Raw genomic sequence first — 16,950 nt, 5'->3', positions numbered from 1 at the left:
TATTTTGTGAAACAAATATAGATGTTTTTTTAGAAAGGATAATTAATTCCGAAGTGGATTCTTGGTTTAAGCAAATTAAAATTGTCAAATTGCCAGCGATCACCCAATTCGTAAGAAGGGTCATAAATTTTGTAACCTAAATCAAATCTTACAATTGCAAACGTACCAATGTGATAACGGAAACCTAATCCAGAACCAATTCCGAATTCTTTGTAAAAATCTTTGAACTTAAATAATGTTTCTGGACGATTTTTATTAACACCCCAAATATTACCAGCATCAAGAAAATATGCACCTTCCAAACTTCCAAAAAGATTGAAGCGATATTCAGCATTGAATAACAATTTCATGCTTTCAAATTCTAAACTTTGATTTTTAGAATCGATACGTGGTTTACTTCCAGGACCTAAAGTTAACGGTGCCCAACCACGAACATCATTTGCTCCTCCAGCCGAATAACTTCTTACGAAGGGTGCAACATCTGAGTTTCCATATGGTTGAATGATTCCGAATAAGAAACGTCCCGCTACGCTAGAATTTGAATTTAATTTGAATTTTCGTCTAACATCCACATCAAATTTTACGAATTGAGAATAAGGAATTCCAAAGATCAAACCTGCTTGATTTCCGTCTCGATCAGGTTCAGCTTTATTAAAGCCAAAAGCTTTGTCTAAACCTCTTAATACATTTCCGGCTAATTCAATTCTCGCTTGAATAAACCAAGGATTACTTTTTGGTCGAAATGAATTTTCTTGATTAAATGTAAATTGATAGATAAAAGAGTTGATTAATACATTTTGGGAAATATTAGCTTTTCTATATAACATATTCTCAAAATCAACATACAACTTTGCGTTTTCTCCAGTTAATGAACTTTGGAATCCTTTGTCAGCCTCGATTGCGTCTGTTAATTCATCGTCCGTTAGATAAATTGGTGCATTAGGATTGTATGCGTAGTATAAATCTTTTACTTCGTTTTTTGTATTATTATCTTTTGTAAACACTTCATAATAGCGATCTTTTTTTCGGTTACTAATAAATTCTGTGTTAAACAAAGAAACTTTGTGTTGAAACTCCGAACTCGAAATATCCATATCAAAACCAAAACCATAAGTCGTTTTGTCTAAACCTACATTTTTCTGCGTACTTGCATTCATTCGAATAGCAGATTCGGCAGTAAAACGTTTTGGTAAAATATTATCAAGATTAATTGGTGTTAATAAATAAGGAAATTTCAACTTTGTTTCGATAGCGATTTCGTAAGCATTTAAGAATGCTTTATTCATTGAGAAATCTTTGTTGACAGAACCTAAAGTTCCTTTCAAAGTTGTTTCTAAATTTTCTCCTCCTCCAAATAGATTTCTCGAAGTTAAAGTCATTCCGGGAGAAATTGCAAAGTTCATATAGCGAGAAGCATAACTTTCGACAAAGAGATTCAAGTCATATTTCTTTTTTGGTGTAAAGAAAACGTCTACATTTAGGATAGAATCTTGTTTATTAATTCTGAATCCATGTAAGTTAATGTTTTCTTTCTTGAAAATATTACGTTTTGTCTGAATTTCTTGTCGTTGACGATATAGTTGACCAGGACGAATTACAAATGCATCTGTAAAATATTTTGGTCGATATTCTGGTTCTTTTGTATATAAAACGTTATAATCTTTATATTCTTCTTTGATTAATTTACTTTCATCATCAACAAAACTGCGAGAATCTGCATAAATATTTATCTTCCCAAAACGGTATTGCGTAAAAGGTGTAATACTATCCGTTTTCAAAGAATCTTGAATATATTTATCAATAAACATCGTTACATCAAGGCGTTTGTTACTTTTTAATGTATCCGCTTCAAAATATAAATCTTCGCCCGAATCATTAAAATCATAGTAACCTCTATTCTTTAACAAATCGATGATACGATCGCGTTCTTCCTCAAATTTGTCAAAATTATATTGATCTCCAGCATGCAAAACAGTTTGTTTTCCAATAGAAGAATTAAGATATTCTTCTATTTTTTGATCAGATATTTTTTGATCATATGTTTCGATATAAGAAGGTTCCCCTAACTTAATATCATAAATAGTTTCTGCTTTTTTCGCAACAGAATCTTTATTATAGGAAACAGCTACTTTCGAATCGAAATAACCTTTGTCATGAAATAATCTATTTAAGTTCTTTGCCGAAAATTCTGATTGTTGTTCATCCAACAAAACTGGAGCCTCACCTTGACTATAATAAAGACGTTCTTTCCATAAACTGTGCCCAACATATTCGCTAAGATTATTCTTCGTTAGTAAACTGTCCAATAATTTTTGGTTACGAACCGAAGCATCTTGTCGATAATATTCCTGAAAAGTTTCATCAAATTTTGCAGGAGACCAATTATAAACCCATTGCCAAAGAGGGAAAAAACCAAGGAACTTACCAGCTGGTTTTTGTTTCACATAATCACTTAAATCTTTGTTGATTATAGTTTTTTTCTTCTTAATATCGGGATCTTCTTTATCGTAGATAAATTTGTTCTTTACAAACAAATATTCTCCTTCAGGTACTTTTTTAGTTGTACTACAGCTATAAAAAAGTAAACCTAAACAAGAGATAAGTGTTATATTTGTTGTAATTTTTTTTTGCATAAATATGTTATCAAATAACGTTATTAAGATAATAACTTCTCTGGGTTCTAAAAAATATAGACAAAAATATAATTTGTTTGTCGTAGAAGGTGTTAAAAATATTGGGGAAGTTATAAAAAGTTCTATAAATATTAAAGAATTATTTATAACTGAAGACTTTTGGCCAGAAGCTACACATATCAAAAAGACTTTTATTGAAGAAAAAGACTTGAAAAAGATCAGTTTCTTAACTACTCCGAATGTAGGTTTAGCACTTTGTGAATTACCTAATTATAACGAAAACATCAAGTTGAATGGTTTAAGTATTGCTTTGGATGATATTCGAGATCCAGGTAATTTAGGAACAATTATCCGCTTGGCTGATTGGTTTGGTGTAGAGGATATTTTGTGTACCAAAGAATCTGTTGATATGTACAACCCAAAAGTTGTGATGTCGACAATGGGCTCTTTTACACGAGTGAAAGTTCATTATATCGATTTGGAGAAATACTTGTCTGACTATAAAGGAAACATTTTCGGGACTTTTATGGAAGGAGAATCTATTTATGAACAAACACTTCCACAAGAAGGTATCTTGGTAATGGGGAACGAAGCGAATGGAATTTCTCCAGAAATCGAGAAGTTAACGACAAATAAACTAAGTATTCCGTTCTTTGGGAAAAATGGTTCTACCGAAAGTCTCAACGTAGCTGTTGCAACAAGTGTCATCTTAGGCGAGTTTAAGTCTCAACTTTCGCACAAATCATAAAAAAAACTTAATGTTTCTAAACGGGTAACTATTCCACAAATAAATATATACTTTAGTAGAAACAAACAATAAGATTAAGAAAAAACACATGAAATATGTAGCGGTTGTTCTTGCTTCTGCAATGCTGTTTATGGGAAGCTGTAGCAAGAAAAACGAACAAAAAGAAGAAGTTAGAAAGAAGGATCCTCATGCTTTGCGCTATGATTCGTTGGATTGGAAAGCAGATTTCAAGCCAATGAAGTACACACAAGCAGAACTTAATGATTACAGAAATAAACTAAACACCTATTATAAAGACTTTTGGGTTGACGGGAAAGTGAGCGGAGGTTTGTTGGTTGTGAAGAATGGGCAAGTACTTTTAGAGCAATATCAAGGGATGGCAGACGAAAGACATAAGCGTCCAATCACTGCCGAAACGCCTATTCACATAGCATCTATCTCGAAAGTTTTTACATCTATGGCGATACTTAAGCTGGTCGAGAAAGGTAAAATCAAATTAGATCAAAAAGTAAATACAATATTAGAAGGTTTTCCTTACGACGATATCACGGTTCGTAATTTGCTAAATCACCGCAGTGGTTTGCCAAATTATGCCAACGTTTTGTGGAATAACAAGAAGGTAATGATGGATCGCGAGAAACCAATTTCTAATCAAGATGTGTTAGATATCTTTAGAGAATTTGACGTTAAACAAATTCGTCCCGCAGACAAAGGGTTTTATTACTCGAACACCAACTTCGCTTTCCTTGCTTTAGTAATCGAAAAGATTATGAAAATACCTTATCCGAAAGCAATGAAATACATGGTTTTTGACCCTCTTGAGATGAATAACACCTTTGTTTTTGAGTATGATCGCGATAAAGATACAGTAGCTCGTTCTTACAAATACAATGGTTACGAGTGGGCTTGGGATGATTTTGACCGCACGTATGGAGACAAAAATATCTACTCAACGCCAAGAGATCTTTACAAGTTAGATGTTGCCATGTATTCAGACGATTTTTTACCGAAGAAGATTAAGAAAGAAGCTTTCAAAGGATATAGTTACGAGCAGAAAGGTTTCAAAAATTATGGGCTTGGAATGCGCTTGTTAGAATATGACAATGGTAAAAAATTATTGTATCACAATGGTTGGTGGCACGGGAATAACACAGTTTTTGTACACGATGTTAACAATCAATTTACGGTAATTGCATTAGGAAACAAGCAGAATAAGAATATATATAGTGCATTTAAATTGGCTGGACTTACAGGAACTTATCCGCTAAAAGCACCAAATAAAGATTCGATGAGATTGCATCAAAAACCAATTGTACCAAAAACAACAGCAAAACTTTCGACCAAAGTTTCAAGATAATAGCAAGGCTTTCTTATATAAGAAAGCCTTTTTTATTTTTATGATATAATGTATTTTATTGATAATCAATAGTTTTATTTTGTTAATTAAATATAAAGTATTAACTTAGAGATAATTAACTATTAATATGTAAATACTTTTAATTATGGCTGTAAAATACAACGTTATTCAGAAGGCTTACCCAGGAGATCCTATGGCGCCTAAAAAGTTCTACGCAAATTCTATTGCAGATGGTGAAGTATCACTTCGAAATTTGAGTAAAGAAATTGCGCAAACCTCATCTATTAGTGAGAGTGATGTGTATGCAACATTGATTGATTTGGCTAAAATGTTATCGAAACATTTGTCTGATGGAAAGATTGTTCGCTTAGGAGATTTTGGTTCTTTTCAAATAAGTATAAGTAGCGAAGGAATGGATGCAATGAACAAAGTAAATTCTTCTTCTATAAAAAGTGCTAAAATACTTTTTAGACCTGGTCTAGATTTACGAGATACTTTAGCTACTTTAAAGTATGAGAAAAAGAAATAGTTGAGATAATTTTTCTAACTTCTAATTGAAGTAAATATAAAACGTCAAGTGGTTTTCATTAAAATCACTTGACGTTTTGTTTAAAATCTCCTTAGGTTTTATATAAAAGATAAGGAGGTTTTATAAAAAGTTTATTTATATCTCAATTGAATAATCATTAACAACATAGAAACATAGACTATGAAAACTAAAAAATATTTAGATGAATTAACTTATGAAATAATAGGTTCTGCTATAGATGTTCATAAAATAATGGGTAGAGGATTATTAGAAAGTGTTTATCATCAATGCTTAAAAGAAGAGTTAAATCATAGGAAAATAAATTTTCTCACAGAAATGAAGATTCCAGTTGTCTATAAAGAAAAACTACTTGATCTTGATTTTCGTTGTGACCTCTATGTAGAAAATAGTATAGTTGTTGAGTTAAAAGCTGTGCAAGATATTGTTCTTGCTTATGAAGCTCAATTATTAACTTATATGAAACTACTGAAATGTCCAAAAGGAATATTAATCAACTTCAATTGTTTTAACATATTTAATGAAGGACAAAAAACGTATGTTAATGAGTTTTTTACTCATCTTCCAAATTATTAAACCGATGTATTTATATTGTAAAAACAGATAGGTTTTAAATTTTGTTTTGGTAAAATATTAACCACATAGAAACATAGAAATTGATTAATTGTGATTTGTTTATAAATTTTCAGTTATTAACTTAATTAAAACTACAGTGAAAACTATAAGTCTATTCTAATCTTTATAAATATTTAACCTATTTATCTATGTGGTTAGAAAAGGAAAGTTTTATTTTTTATTTAGATATATTATTAACCACATAGAAATATAGACTTTGATTAATAATGATAAACTTCTATAAATCTATTGTGAAAATAAAATATCTATTTTAATCTTTATAAATATTTAACCTATGTCTCTATGTGGTTAAAAAAGATAAAATATTAACCACATAGAGACATAGATAAAGATATAACTTGTGTTTTAAAGTATAAAAAAGAGAAAAGTATAAAACTTTATAAGCTTCTTATTGTTTAATATCCATAATATCTCGCAATACATTCCCAAAGATATTAAACCCAAGAACCAATAACATAATAGCTAACCCTGGTAGAATTGCCAAATGTTGTTTCCCTAAAATAATATGATTATAATGTTCTTTTATGATATTTCCCCAAGACGGAGTAGGAGGTTGTGCACCAATTCCAAGAAAACTAAGACCACTTTCTACTAAAATTGCCGAAGCAAAATTGGCAGCAGATATAACGATAATAGGAGCAATGACATTAGGTAATATTTGGTTGAAGATAATTCTTGTGTCCGAAAATCCTAAAGCTTTTGATGCTTCTACGAATTCTTTTTCTCTGTACGATAGGAATTGTCCACGAACTACACGTGCAACTTCTACCCACATCGTTAGTCCAACTGCGATAAATATCTGCCAAAAACCTTTTCCAATAGCTAAGGTAATTGCAATAACCAATAGTAATGTTGGGATAGACCACACAACGTTTATCAACCACATTATAATGTTATCTGTTCGTCCCTTGTAATAACCTGCAAGAGCGCCCAAGGAGATTCCGACAACTAATGAAATGAAAACAGCGATAAACCCGATAAGAAAAGAAATTCTTGTCCCGATAATTAACCTTGAATAAAAGTCTCTTCCGTAAGAATCTGTTCCAAGTAAATAGGTTTTTGTGTAGATAAAATCTTTCTCTATATCTTGCTTTTTGATGTTATGCTTTGTCCAAGTTGACAAATCTATCTTTACTGCTTCACCACTTAGTCCGTTCCCTATATATGGAACAAAAGTAATGCTTTGTCCATCTCTTTTGTAAGATGTGATACTTATTTGTTCGGTATCGATCTCTTTCCCGAATATAAAATCAGAAAAGTTCGTTTTTCCTGAATAATTAGGTAAAGGGATTTCGATTGTTTTTTGCTGATAACCTATAGGTGAATATGCAATGGTTAGGTCCTGTCTGTTTGCATTTTCCGTTTTGTCGGACGCAAAGACATAAGCAAAAATAGAAATGATTGCAGCTAATACTATTACACTAAAAGAAAGAACACCAAGGGTGTTCTTTCTTAATTTATTGAATATGATTTGAGAAAATGAACCGTTTTCTTGTTCCATTATTTAATGTCTCTTAAAACGTTAACAGCTTCGTTTAAATAAAAGTCTTTTTGCATTCCTTTGAACCAATTGTTACGTTTAGCTTTTAGAACAGTATCTGTTTTAGTAGTTGCTAAATCGTTTTGATTCATTGTAAATTTGAAATTGTTTTTATACTTGTCTAAAGTTTCGAATTTCTTGATTTTATCTTCGCGTGTTTTACGGTACGTTTTGTAATCTTCTAAGTTCAAAGGAATCTCTTTTACGTCTTCCATTGATTTGATGAACTTGAAACTTTCGTTCATTAATGCTAAGTGAGCATTGTTTGCCAAACGAGTTTTACTGTTCGTTTTAATCTTCGCTAAATCGAAAGCAGAAGGCCATTTTGCAATAACCAATGGTTTGATTTGATCCCAGTTCAAGGCTTCTGAACGAGAAGCTTCGCTGATATCTTCGTAAGTGAATTGATCAACTAATGCAATGTCCGATTGAACTCCTTTCAATTGTGTAGAACCTCCGTTTACTCGGTAGAATTTTTGTATTGTTAACTTAATAGCGCCTAACTCATCACTTCCCGACTGACGATCTAAAGGCAAGATTGTTTGTACAGTACCTTTACCAAAGGTTTGCGGAGAACCCACGATAACAGCGCGACCATAGTCTTGCATTGCTGCAGCAAAAATCTCTGACGCAGATGCAGAAAGCTCGTTAACCATTACTACTAAAGGTCCGTCGTATGCGATAGAATTATCTTTGTCTTCGTGAATTTTAAGCATTCCGTCCGAACGTCTCACCTGAACAATTGGTCCTTGATTGATGAACAATCCAGAGATTTTAACTACCTCTTCAAGAGAACCTCCTCCATTATTTCTAACATCGAAGACAAGACCTTTGATGTTTTCTTTCTTCAATATATCAATTTCTTTCTTGATATCATCCGAAGGATAACGTCCGCCTTCTTTTCCCATTGGAGTGTAGAACTCAGGTAAATAGATGATTCCGTATTTATCTCCCTTCTCGTCCGTAATAACAGATGAGCGAGCAAACACTTCCTCTGATTCAATCACTTCACGAATCAAAGAGATTGTTTGTTGAGAACCGTCTTTTTTCTGAATAGTCAAGACAACTTCTGTTCCTTTCTTCCCTTTAATTAGGCGAATAGCATCGCTTAAAATCATCCCAACGATGTTTTTAGCTTCACCATTTTTCCCTTGTGCAACTTTAATGATCTTGTCACCAACTTCTAATTTATTGCTCTTCCAAGCTGGTCCGCCAACAATTAATTCAGCAATTGTAGCGTAACCTCTTTTGTCTTGTATTTTGGCTCCAATTCCTTCCATTTGTCCAGACATTTCGAATTCGAAATCCTCTTTACTTGTTGGAGAGAAGTATGTTGTGTGCGGATCGTATTGTTCTGTGAACGAGTTCATGTAAATAGAAAAATAGTTCTCGCGTTTTGTTTGTTTTATACGACGGAAATAGTCAGAAATCAAGTCTTTAACTTCTTCACGCGCCATCTTTTCTACTTCTGCAAAAGGCGTATCTTTTGTGATTTTCTTTTTCTCATCTGCCAAAGGATCTTTTATAGGTTTTATAGAAGAAGAGTTGTCTAATGTATCTTTCTTTTGACCTTTTAATTCGTCTTGCATTGAAATGATTTCTAACATCACGTTGTATTTCAAATACTTGCGCCACAAATCTTTCGCTTCGGTTTTATCTTTCGCGAATTTTGATGTTTTATAATCGATGTTGAAATTCTCTTTTTGATTAAAATCAAAAGGTTTTGACAAGGCATCCATCGAATATTTTTCAGCTTCAGCAATACGTTTGTAGATTGTATCAACGGTAGAATTGTAGAAACCTAAGTTTTCTGATTTGTAATAATCATCTAAATTGTGATAATCTTTTTTGAATAGATCATAATCAGATTGCAATAAAAAACGTTTGCTTGGATCAATGTATTCTAAATATTTGTTGAAAACATTTTCCGAAAATTTATCATCTACAGTAGCAGGTTTGTAATGTAGGTAAGTTAGGGTGTTTCGTGTATTTTTTACGATTAACTTTTCTCTTTCTTCATCTGTGTCTAACATGGGTTTGCAAAAGCAAAAAGCAAGCAAACTCATTGATAAAAACGATAGTAATACATACGTTTTTTTAATTAACATATTGCGTTGGTATTATATAAATTAATAATTTAAGACTCCTTCAAATATAAAACAAAAAAGAAATTAGAAGGAAGTTTTTTACATTTGTAAAAATGATGAATAAAAGTAAGAATAAAATATGGAAAGACCGCTAATTTTAGTTACAAATGATGATGGAGTAACTGCGCCTGGAATAAGAGCGTTGATAGAGATTGCAAAAGGATTTGGAGAAGTTTATGTTGTTGCGCCAGATAGTCCGCAAAGTGGAATGGGGCATGCGGTGACAATAAACTCGACATTGTTTTGTGATGAAATAGAAGTTGATGAAGATGTAAAAGAGTATGCGTGTTCTGGAACGCCAGTGGATTGTGTGAAATTGGCTGTTTCGCAAATTTTGCCTCGTAAACCAGATTTGTGTATTTCGGGAATTAATCACGGATCAAATTCGTCGGTGAATGTGATTTATTCGGGAACAATGTCTGCTGCTGTAGAAGCTGGAATAGAAGGAATTCCTGCGATTGGTTTTTCGTTGTGTGATTTTGCTTATAATGCAGATTTTAAAGCTGGAGAAGATTTTATTAAAACAATTATTGATCAAGTTTTAAAACATAAATTACCAAAAGGTGTGGTGTTGAACGTGAACATTCCGAAGTTGAAAGAACATGAAATAAAAGGAATAAAAGTTTGTCGCCAAGCTGATGCTAAATGGGAAGAAAAATTTGATAAACGTGAAGATCCTCGTGGAAGAACGTATTATTGGATGAGTGGAGAGTTTAAAAATCTTGATAAAGGTGAGGATACAGACGAACGTGCTTTAGAGGAAGGTTATGTTTCGGTTGTGCCAGTTCGTTATGATTTGACAGCGCATCATTTTTTACCAGATTTAAGAAATTGGGATTTGTAGATTTGTTCTAAGTTCTAAGTTCTAAGTTCTAAGTTCTAAGTTCTAAGTTCTAAGTTCTAAGTTCTAAGTTCTAAGTTCTAAGTTTTAAGTTCTAAGTTCTAAGTTCGTTGTTATTCTGAACTCGTTTCAGAATAACATGATACAAATTGATAAGAAGCTGAAATAAATTAAGCTTAACAAAGTATAAAAAAAGGACTTCAATTGAAGTCCTTTTTTTGTGTTATATTGAAATAATTATTTTACTAATTTTTTCTCAGCGTCACGATAGAAATTTTCTTTTTGATCGTTTCCTAACGTTTTGTAAGCTTGAATTAAGTTACGAATAACTTGACGATTTTCTGGTTGAATTTCGTACATCTTTTCAAGATAAGGAGCTGCTTCTGTAAACAAAGCTTTACGTTTTGCTTCGTTTGTGTTGTAAACTTCTTTCTCTTTTTTAGATGTTCCTAAATTGTTGTTCATTGTTTCAACAATTTCTTTATCTGGTTGCAAAATAGCTAAAACTAAATTGTTATAAGACTCGAAATGTTTAGGATTTAATTCAATCGCTTTTTTAAACAAGTTTTTAGATTCTGCTGCTTTAGAAGCGTCATCTAAATATAAAACACCTAAGTTGTAATAATTTTGCGCATCGTTTGGATTAATTTTAATCGCTTCTTCGATACGTTTTGTCATTTTATCAGCATTTCCAGAAACTTGGTAAATTCCAGTTGCGATATTGTTGATATCAGCATCTTTTGGATATTTTGTAGTCGCTTCTTCTACGATAGCATCGTATTTTTTTGCATTGTACAATCCATTAAGAGCTAAAACATACATATCACGGTTGTAATCTTTTGTTTGATTAGCTGATTTTCCAGTGAATCCTTTTGCTGCTAATTCTTTCAAAATCGTTAACGATTTATCATAATCAGCTGCGTTGTAAAAACAGATTGCTGCTTGATATTTATAGATATCTTCTTTTGTACCTAAAGCTTCAACTAGGTTATAAACATTTAAGAATTTTGTTCCAGCTTCTGTGTATTGTTTAGCGTCCATTGCTTTGTTTGCGGCGTCTAATTCTTTGTTTGCTAAATTAGAAACCTCAGATTGCAACAAGAAACCATATTTTGGTTGTAAAGCAACTTCTTTTGCTTTTGCGTAATTACCACCAGCTGTAGCTTTATCTAAATCAGCTTGAGAATAGTAAAATTCGTCTTTTTTAGAGTCTTTATTTTTGACTTGCCAAACTTTACCGTTTTCGTATTTAGATAATTTTGCTAAATCTTGACTTGCTTTTGTAACATCGCCTTTAGCTAAGTTTTCTTTTGCTGATTTATTATATTTTTCAGCTAAAACTGTAGGTTCTGTCGTTAATTCTTCTGTGTTAGTTTGAGCGAATGATGTTGACATTGCTAAAACTAATCCTAAACTAAATAATAATTTTTTCATTGATTATTCATTATTTGGATCCTCAGCAGGCGTTTCTTCTGCTTGAGTTTCGTTGTTTTCGTTTGTGTTTTCTACAATAATTGGATTTCCTTCTTCATCAAGTTCTACTTCGTCCTCCAATTCTTCTTCAACTTGTACTTTTGCAATTGCTGCAATTTCATCGTTCTTTTTCAAGTTAATCAATCGAACACCTTGCGTTGCACGACCCATTACACGAATTTCATCTAAACCAGTTCTAATTGCAACTCCAGATTTATTAATAATCATTAAATCATCTTCGTCTGTAACAGCTTCAATCGCGATTAATTTTCCTGTTTTATCAGTAATATTAAGAGTTGTTACACCTTTACCACCACGATTTGTTTCACGATAATCTTCGATAGAAGAACGTTTTCCGTAACCTTGTTCAGAAACAACTAATACAGTTTCTTTTTCTACATCAGTCACAACAATCATCCCGATAACCTCATTATCTGGTTGATCTCCTAAATTGATACCACGAACTCCAGAAGCAGTACGGCCCATTGGACGAACTTTTTCGTCTTCGAAACGGATAGCTTTACCATATTTAGAAGCGATCATGATTTGAGATTTACCATCTGTTAATAATGCTTCTAATAATGTATCACCTTCACGAACTGTAATTGCGTTAATACCATTTACACGTGGACGAGAATAAGCTTCTAAAGATGTTTTCTTGATGATACCATTTTTAGTTACCATGATTACGTAATTATTATTTACGTATTCTTCGTTCATTAAATCGTGTGTAAGGATATATGCTTTTACTTTATCATCTGGTTCGATGTTGATCAAATTCTGAATTGCACGACCTTTTGATGTTTTAGAACCTTCTGGAATTTCGTACACACGCATCCAATAACATTTTCCTTTTTCTGTAAAGAATAACATGTATTGGTGGTTAGATGCCGAAACCATATATTCTAAGAAGTCTTCGTCACGTGTTGTAGCGGCTCTATTACCAACTCCTCCACGAGATTGTTTGCGGTATTCAGAAAGTGGTGTACGTTTGATGTAACCCATGTGAGAAATTGTTAAAACAACTTGCTCATCAGGAATTAAATCTTCAATATTTAAGTCTCCACCTGCATAATCGATATCTGTACGACGTTCGTCACCATATTTTTTACGAACTTCTAATAACTCTTCTTTGATAATTTGCATACGTAAATCTTCGTTTGCTAAAATATCTTTCAAATGATTAATCATTTTCATGATTTCTTCGTACTCTTCACGAATTTTATCAATCTCAAGACCAGTTAATGTACGTAAACGTAAATCTAAGATTGCACGTGCTTGAATTTCTGATAACTCGAAAGCTTCCATTAATCCTGTACGCGCTTCGTCTGGTGTTGCAGATTCGCGAATGATTTTAATTGCACGATCAAGATCATCTTGTGTTCCGATTACTTTCATGTAACCTTCTAAGATATGAGCTCTTTCTTGTGCCTTTCTCAATTCATATTCAGTACGACGAACAATCACTTCGTGACGGTGTTCTACGAAATGATAAATCATGTCTTTCAAGTTCAATTGCTCTGGTCTACCTTTTACCAAGGCAATATTATTTACACTGAAAGATGATTGTAATTGAGTGAATTTATATAGTTTATTTAAAACAACGTTAGGAACCGCATCCATTTTAAGGACATAAACGATACGCATACCTTTACGGTCAGATTCGTCACGAATCTCAGAAATACCATCTAATTTACCATCTTTTACCAACTCAGCAGTTTTTGCAATCATATCTGCTTTGTTAACTTGGTAAGGAATTTCTGTAGCAATAATACAATCGCGACCATGTACTTCTTCGAAATTAGTTTTTGCACGTAAAACAACACGTCCACGTCCAGTTTCGAAAGCTTGTTTTACACCATCGTAACCATAAATTGTACCTCCTGTTGGGAAGTCTGGTGCTTTGATGTATTGTGTTAATTCGTCAATTGTAATCTCACGATTGTCGATGTAAGCAATTGTTCCGTCAATAACTTCTGTTAAGTTATGTGGCGCCATATTTGTTGCCATACCAACCGCAATACCAGATGCACCATTTACCAATAAGTTTGGAACACGAGTAGGTAATACAGTAGGTTCTTGGATAGTATCGTCAAAGTTTAGTTGAAAGTCAACTGTCTCTTTATCTAAATCAGCTAATAATTCGTCTGAAATTTTTTGAAGTCTTGCTTCAGTATAACGCATTGCAGCAGGTGGATCACCATCTACAGAACCGTAGTTACCTTGTCCGTCTACCAATAAGTAACGCAAAGACCAAGGTTGCGCCATACGTACCATTGTGTCGTAAACAGAAATGTCGCCATGTGGGTGGAATTTACCTAAAACTTCCCCTACAATACGTGCCGACTTTTTGTAAGAACGATTAGAAAAAACACCTAATTCATACATTCCGAATAATACTCTACGGTGTACAGGTTTTAAACCATCACGCACATCCGGAAGCGCACGAGATACGATTACCGACATCGAATAATCGATGTAAGCGGATTTCATTTCATCCTCAATGTTAATTGGGATTAGTCTTTCTCCTTCAGTCATATTGTTTTGTTATATAAGGTGGCTAATATACGAATTTTAAGCTAAAAAAAGACTGATAAAAACAAGATATTTGATGTTTTATGAAAGTTTTAAGGAAACTTTTCTAATCCTTCTAAAAATAGCTTCGTTTGATCTTCGCAAATGATATTGTTGATAAGTTTTAATTGTTATTGTTTTAATTTTCTCTTGCTTAACAAAAAAATGTTTTTATATTTGCACTTCGAAAATTACAAAGTGTAGAACGGAACGCGGTTTACTATTAATTCAGCTTTTTTGTAATTTTCTATCAATTTGATTTTTGAATTAATAATAATAACTGTATATTTGCAACCCATTCGAGTAATGGATTAGAAACTTAGTAAAGATGAGTAAGAGAACATTTCAACCAAGTAACAGAAAAAAAAGAAACAAACACGGATTCCGTGAGCGTATGGCTTCTAAAAACGGGCGCAAAGTATTAGCTGCTCGTAGAAAGAAAGGAAGAAAAGCATTAACTGTTAGTGAAGTAAGAGCTAAAAGATAATCGCTACAATTCATAAAAAATAAGCTTGAAGGTCGTTCTTTCAAGCTTTTTTTTTACATTTGTTTTAAAGACTGTAGAAAGTATGGAAGCTAAAAATGTAATTGAGTTAAGTCAATCATCTATATATCAAAGAAATCATTTAGTATTATCTGACGTTAATTTCACACTTAACGAAGGAGAATTTGTTTACCTAATCGGAAAAACAGGAAGTGGAAAAAGTAGTTTATTGAAAGTGCTTTATGGTGATTTGCCGCTTCAATCAGGACAAGGTTCTGTGGTTGGAATGGATTTGAAATCACTGAAAACAAGTAAAATTCCTGATCTTAGAAGACATTTAGGAATCGTTTTCCAGGATTTCCAATTGTTAACAGATCGTACGGTAGAGCAAAATTTAACGTTCGTGTTGAAAGCAACAGGTTGGAAGGATAAAGCGACAATCGATAAACGTATTGATGAGGTTTTAGATTCGGTAGGGATGTTGTCTAAAAAGAAAATGATGCCGTTCCGTCTTTCTGGAGGTGAGCAACAACGTGTTTCTATAGCTCGTGCATTGTTAAATCATCCTGAATTAATTTTAGCCGATGAGCCAACAGGAAATTTAGATCCAGAAACATCAAATGATATTATGGATTTGTTGCTGTCAGTATCGAAAGAAAATAATTGTGCAGTTTTGATGGCTACACACGATTACGAAATTATTCGTCGTTATCCTGCGCGTAAGGTACGTTGTGAAGACGGAAGATTATTTGAAGTTGCAGAAGCGATATCAGAATAAGATAAATTACACAATATAATTTTAAAGAAAGAGTTTACTTAGTTGTAGACTCTTTTTTTTGTTAAATAATTAACTAATGTATCAAGGTAAAAAACTTCATTTTATAAGTATGGATGTTCCATTTCCTCCCAATTATGGAGGCGTTATAGATGTTTTTTATAAATTGAAAGCATTTAATCAACTTGGGGTTGAGATTTATTTACATTTGTTTGGGTTTAACGAAACAGAAAGCGATGTTTTAAGAAAATATGCTAAAGAAGTTTATTTTTATCCAATACATCAAAAACCTTATTATATTTTTCAGAAATATCCAATTTCAGTAAAATCTAGGGATAGCAAATTATTGTATGAACGAATTAAATCGTTGAAAGTACCTATTTTTTTTGAAAGTCTAAAAACAACATTTATTTTGAATAAATATAATCTTGAAGGTTATTCTAAATATTTGCGACTACATAATATTGAACAAAATTATTTTTCTGGATTAGCAGAAAGCGAAAAGAATCTAGTGAAAAAAGCATTGTTTTATATTGAGGCAAAAAAATATATTCAATACGAAAATATCATCCATCAGTTTGATGAAGTTTTTACACTCTCCAAATTTGAACAAAATTATATCCAAGAAAAATATAATAAAGGAAAATTTGTGCCTGTTTTTCATGGAAATGAAACTTTTCAATCACTAAGTGAAAAAGGAGTATTTGCTTTATATCATGGAGATTTGAGAGCTTCGGACAATTGTAAAGCAGTCGATTTCTTGATAGAAGTTTTTAAAGAAATTGATTATCCTTTCGTTATTGCGTCAGGATCCAGAGAGGATTGGGTAAAAGCAAAAATTAAAAATCATCCACATATACAATTTGTTAAATTGAAAGATTTTAATCATTTGAAAAATCTTTTCGAAAAAGCACATCTTAATATAGCATGGTCTTTTCAGGAATCTGGAACAAAACTCAAAGTGATAAATGCATTATTTAATAGTCGTTTTTCGATAATAAATGAAAATGTGATAGATGATGAGAAAATTAGTGGACTTTGTGTTCAAGTTTCGAATAAATCAGAGCTGATAAAAGCTATTAATTATTTAAAAAATCAACCTTTTTTAGCGTCAAAAGAATATATTGATACGCTTGAATATGATTTGAATGATAAATTGAATGCAGAAATTATTTTGAAACAAATTTTTAATTAA

At 32.3% G+C, this 16,950-nt stretch carries 13 protein-coding genes; 8 read left to right on the top strand and 5 right to left on the bottom strand.

What is annotated here, in order from left to right:
- Positions 1 to 29 precede the first annotated feature (29 nt).
- A complete protein-coding gene (gene tamL, locus HXZ69_RS01160; RefSeq protein ID WP_286494748.1) occupies positions 30 to 2,633 on the bottom strand; it encodes a translocation and assembly module lipoprotein TamL in 2,604 nt (867 codons plus the stop codon).
- Between the two features lie 4 nt (positions 2,634 to 2,637).
- On the opposite strand from tamL, the gene HXZ69_RS01155 reads away from it, so the two are divergent.
- The 4 genes from HXZ69_RS01155 (at position 2,638) to HXZ69_RS01140 (ending at position 5,861) form a co-directional block, all read left to right on the top strand.
- Complete coding sequence (locus HXZ69_RS01155; RefSeq protein WP_115001648.1) at positions 2,638 to 3,381, top strand: TrmH family RNA methyltransferase; 744 nt, start codon at positions 2,638 to 2,640, stop codon at positions 3,379 to 3,381.
- Between the two features lie 88 nt (positions 3,382 to 3,469).
- On the top strand, positions 3,470 to 4,738 hold the full coding sequence (locus HXZ69_RS01150; protein ID WP_286494747.1) for a serine hydrolase domain-containing protein: 1,269 nt from the start codon (positions 3,470 to 3,472) through the stop codon (positions 4,736 to 4,738).
- Positions 4,739 to 4,883: 145 nt separating this feature from the next.
- Positions 4,884 to 5,267 (top strand): HU family DNA-binding protein, encoded by a 384-nt coding sequence (locus HXZ69_RS01145; RefSeq protein WP_280045253.1) that lies wholly within the window; start codon positions 4,884 to 4,886, stop codon positions 5,265 to 5,267.
- A gap of 180 nt (positions 5,268 to 5,447) precedes the next feature.
- Positions 5,448 to 5,861, top strand: coding sequence for a GxxExxY protein (locus HXZ69_RS01140; protein WP_286494745.1), 414 nt, complete (start codon positions 5,448 to 5,450; stop codon positions 5,859 to 5,861).
- Between the two features lie 448 nt (positions 5,862 to 6,309).
- Here the strand turns inward: HXZ69_RS01140 and HXZ69_RS01135 are convergent, their stop codons facing one another.
- Complete coding sequence (locus HXZ69_RS01135) at positions 6,310 to 7,422, bottom strand: ABC transporter permease (protein ID WP_286494744.1); 1,113 nt, start codon at positions 7,420 to 7,422, stop codon at positions 6,310 to 6,312.
- A complete protein-coding gene (locus HXZ69_RS01130) occupies positions 7,422 to 9,494 on the bottom strand; it encodes a carboxy terminal-processing peptidase (RefSeq protein WP_286494742.1) in 2,073 nt (690 codons plus the stop codon). The genes HXZ69_RS01135 and HXZ69_RS01130 overlap by 1 nt, the downstream gene beginning before the upstream one ends.
- Before the next feature lie 193 nt (positions 9,495 to 9,687).
- Between HXZ69_RS01130 and surE the strand changes: the two genes are divergently transcribed.
- Entirely contained in the window at positions 9,688 to 10,452 is a 765-nt protein-coding gene (gene surE / locus HXZ69_RS01125) for a 5'/3'-nucleotidase SurE (protein WP_286494741.1), read from the top strand.
- 234 nt (positions 10,453 to 10,686) lie between these two features.
- Here surE and HXZ69_RS01120 read toward each other — a convergent pair whose 3' ends face one another.
- Both HXZ69_RS01120 and gyrA read right to left on the bottom strand, forming a co-directional pair.
- Positions 10,687 to 11,883 carry a tetratricopeptide repeat protein gene (locus HXZ69_RS01120; RefSeq protein WP_286494740.1) on the bottom strand — a complete coding sequence of 399 codons (1,197 nt, stop codon included), beginning with the start codon at positions 11,881 to 11,883 and terminating at the stop codon, positions 10,687 to 10,689.
- 3 nt (positions 11,884 to 11,886) lie between these two features.
- Positions 11,887 to 14,460 carry a DNA gyrase subunit A gene (gene gyrA, locus HXZ69_RS01115; RefSeq protein WP_286494739.1) on the bottom strand — a complete coding sequence of 858 codons (2,574 nt, stop codon included), beginning with the start codon at positions 14,458 to 14,460 and terminating at the stop codon, positions 11,887 to 11,889.
- 364 nt (positions 14,461 to 14,824) lie between these two features.
- Between gyrA and rpmH the strand changes: the two genes are divergently transcribed.
- The 3 genes from rpmH to HXZ69_RS01100 all read left to right on the top strand — a co-directional run bounded on the left by rpmH (position 14,825) and on the right by HXZ69_RS01100 (position 16,950).
- A complete protein-coding gene (gene rpmH / locus HXZ69_RS01110) occupies positions 14,825 to 14,983 on the top strand; it encodes a 50S ribosomal protein L34 (RefSeq protein ID WP_019974979.1) in 159 nt (52 codons plus the stop codon).
- 82 nt (positions 14,984 to 15,065) lie between these two features.
- Positions 15,066 to 15,758, top strand: a complete 693-nt coding sequence (locus HXZ69_RS01105) for a cell division ATP-binding protein FtsE (RefSeq protein ID WP_038333079.1) — start codon at positions 15,066 to 15,068, stop codon at positions 15,756 to 15,758.
- A gap of 76 nt (positions 15,759 to 15,834) precedes the next feature.
- Complete coding sequence (locus tag HXZ69_RS01100) at positions 15,835 to 16,950, top strand: glycosyltransferase (RefSeq protein ID WP_286494738.1); 1,116 nt, start codon at positions 15,835 to 15,837, stop codon at positions 16,948 to 16,950.

Origin of the sequence: Empedobacter sp. R132-2 (assembly GCF_030324375.1) — a bacterium.
In the GTDB taxonomy this organism is placed as follows: Bacteria; Bacteroidota; Bacteroidia; order Flavobacteriales; family Weeksellaceae; genus Empedobacter; species Empedobacter falsenii_B.
The sequence above is the reverse complement of the archived record's forward strand: the minus strand, read 5'-3'. Positions and strand labels throughout refer to the sequence as shown.

Excerpts from the sequence above, each read along its gene's own strand:
- tamL (WP_286494748.1), bottom strand. The coding sequence starts at position 2,633 with ATGCAAAAAAAAATTACAACAAATATAACACTTATCTCTTGTTTAGGT.
- HXZ69_RS01155 (WP_115001648.1), top strand. The coding sequence starts at position 2,638 with ATGTTATCAAATAACGTTATTAAGATAATAACTTCTCTGGGTTCTAAA.
- HXZ69_RS01150 (WP_286494747.1), top strand. The coding sequence starts at position 3,470 with ATGAAATATGTAGCGGTTGTTCTTGCTTCTGCAATGCTGTTTATGGGA.
- HXZ69_RS01145 (WP_280045253.1), top strand. The coding sequence starts at position 4,884 with ATGGCTGTAAAATACAACGTTATTCAGAAGGCTTACCCAGGAGATCCT.
- HXZ69_RS01140 (WP_286494745.1), top strand. The coding sequence starts at position 5,448 with ATGAAAACTAAAAAATATTTAGATGAATTAACTTATGAAATAATAGGT.
- HXZ69_RS01135 (WP_286494744.1), bottom strand. The coding sequence starts at position 7,422 with ATGGAACAAGAAAACGGTTCATTTTCTCAAATCATATTCAATAAATTA.
- HXZ69_RS01130 (WP_286494742.1), bottom strand. The coding sequence starts at position 9,494 with ATGTTAGACACAGATGAAGAAAGAGAAAAGTTAATCGTAAAAAATACA.
- surE (WP_286494741.1), top strand. The coding sequence starts at position 9,688 with ATGGAAAGACCGCTAATTTTAGTTACAAATGATGATGGAGTAACTGCG.
- HXZ69_RS01120 (WP_286494740.1), bottom strand. The coding sequence starts at position 11,883 with ATGAAAAAATTATTATTTAGTTTAGGATTAGTTTTAGCAATGTCAACA.
- gyrA (WP_286494739.1), bottom strand. The coding sequence starts at position 14,460 with ATGACTGAAGGAGAAAGACTAATCCCAATTAACATTGAGGATGAAATG.
- rpmH (WP_019974979.1), top strand. The coding sequence starts at position 14,825 with ATGAGTAAGAGAACATTTCAACCAAGTAACAGAAAAAAAAGAAACAAA.
- HXZ69_RS01105 (WP_038333079.1), top strand. The coding sequence starts at position 15,066 with ATGGAAGCTAAAAATGTAATTGAGTTAAGTCAATCATCTATATATCAA.
- HXZ69_RS01100 (WP_286494738.1), top strand. The coding sequence starts at position 15,835 with ATGTATCAAGGTAAAAAACTTCATTTTATAAGTATGGATGTTCCATTT.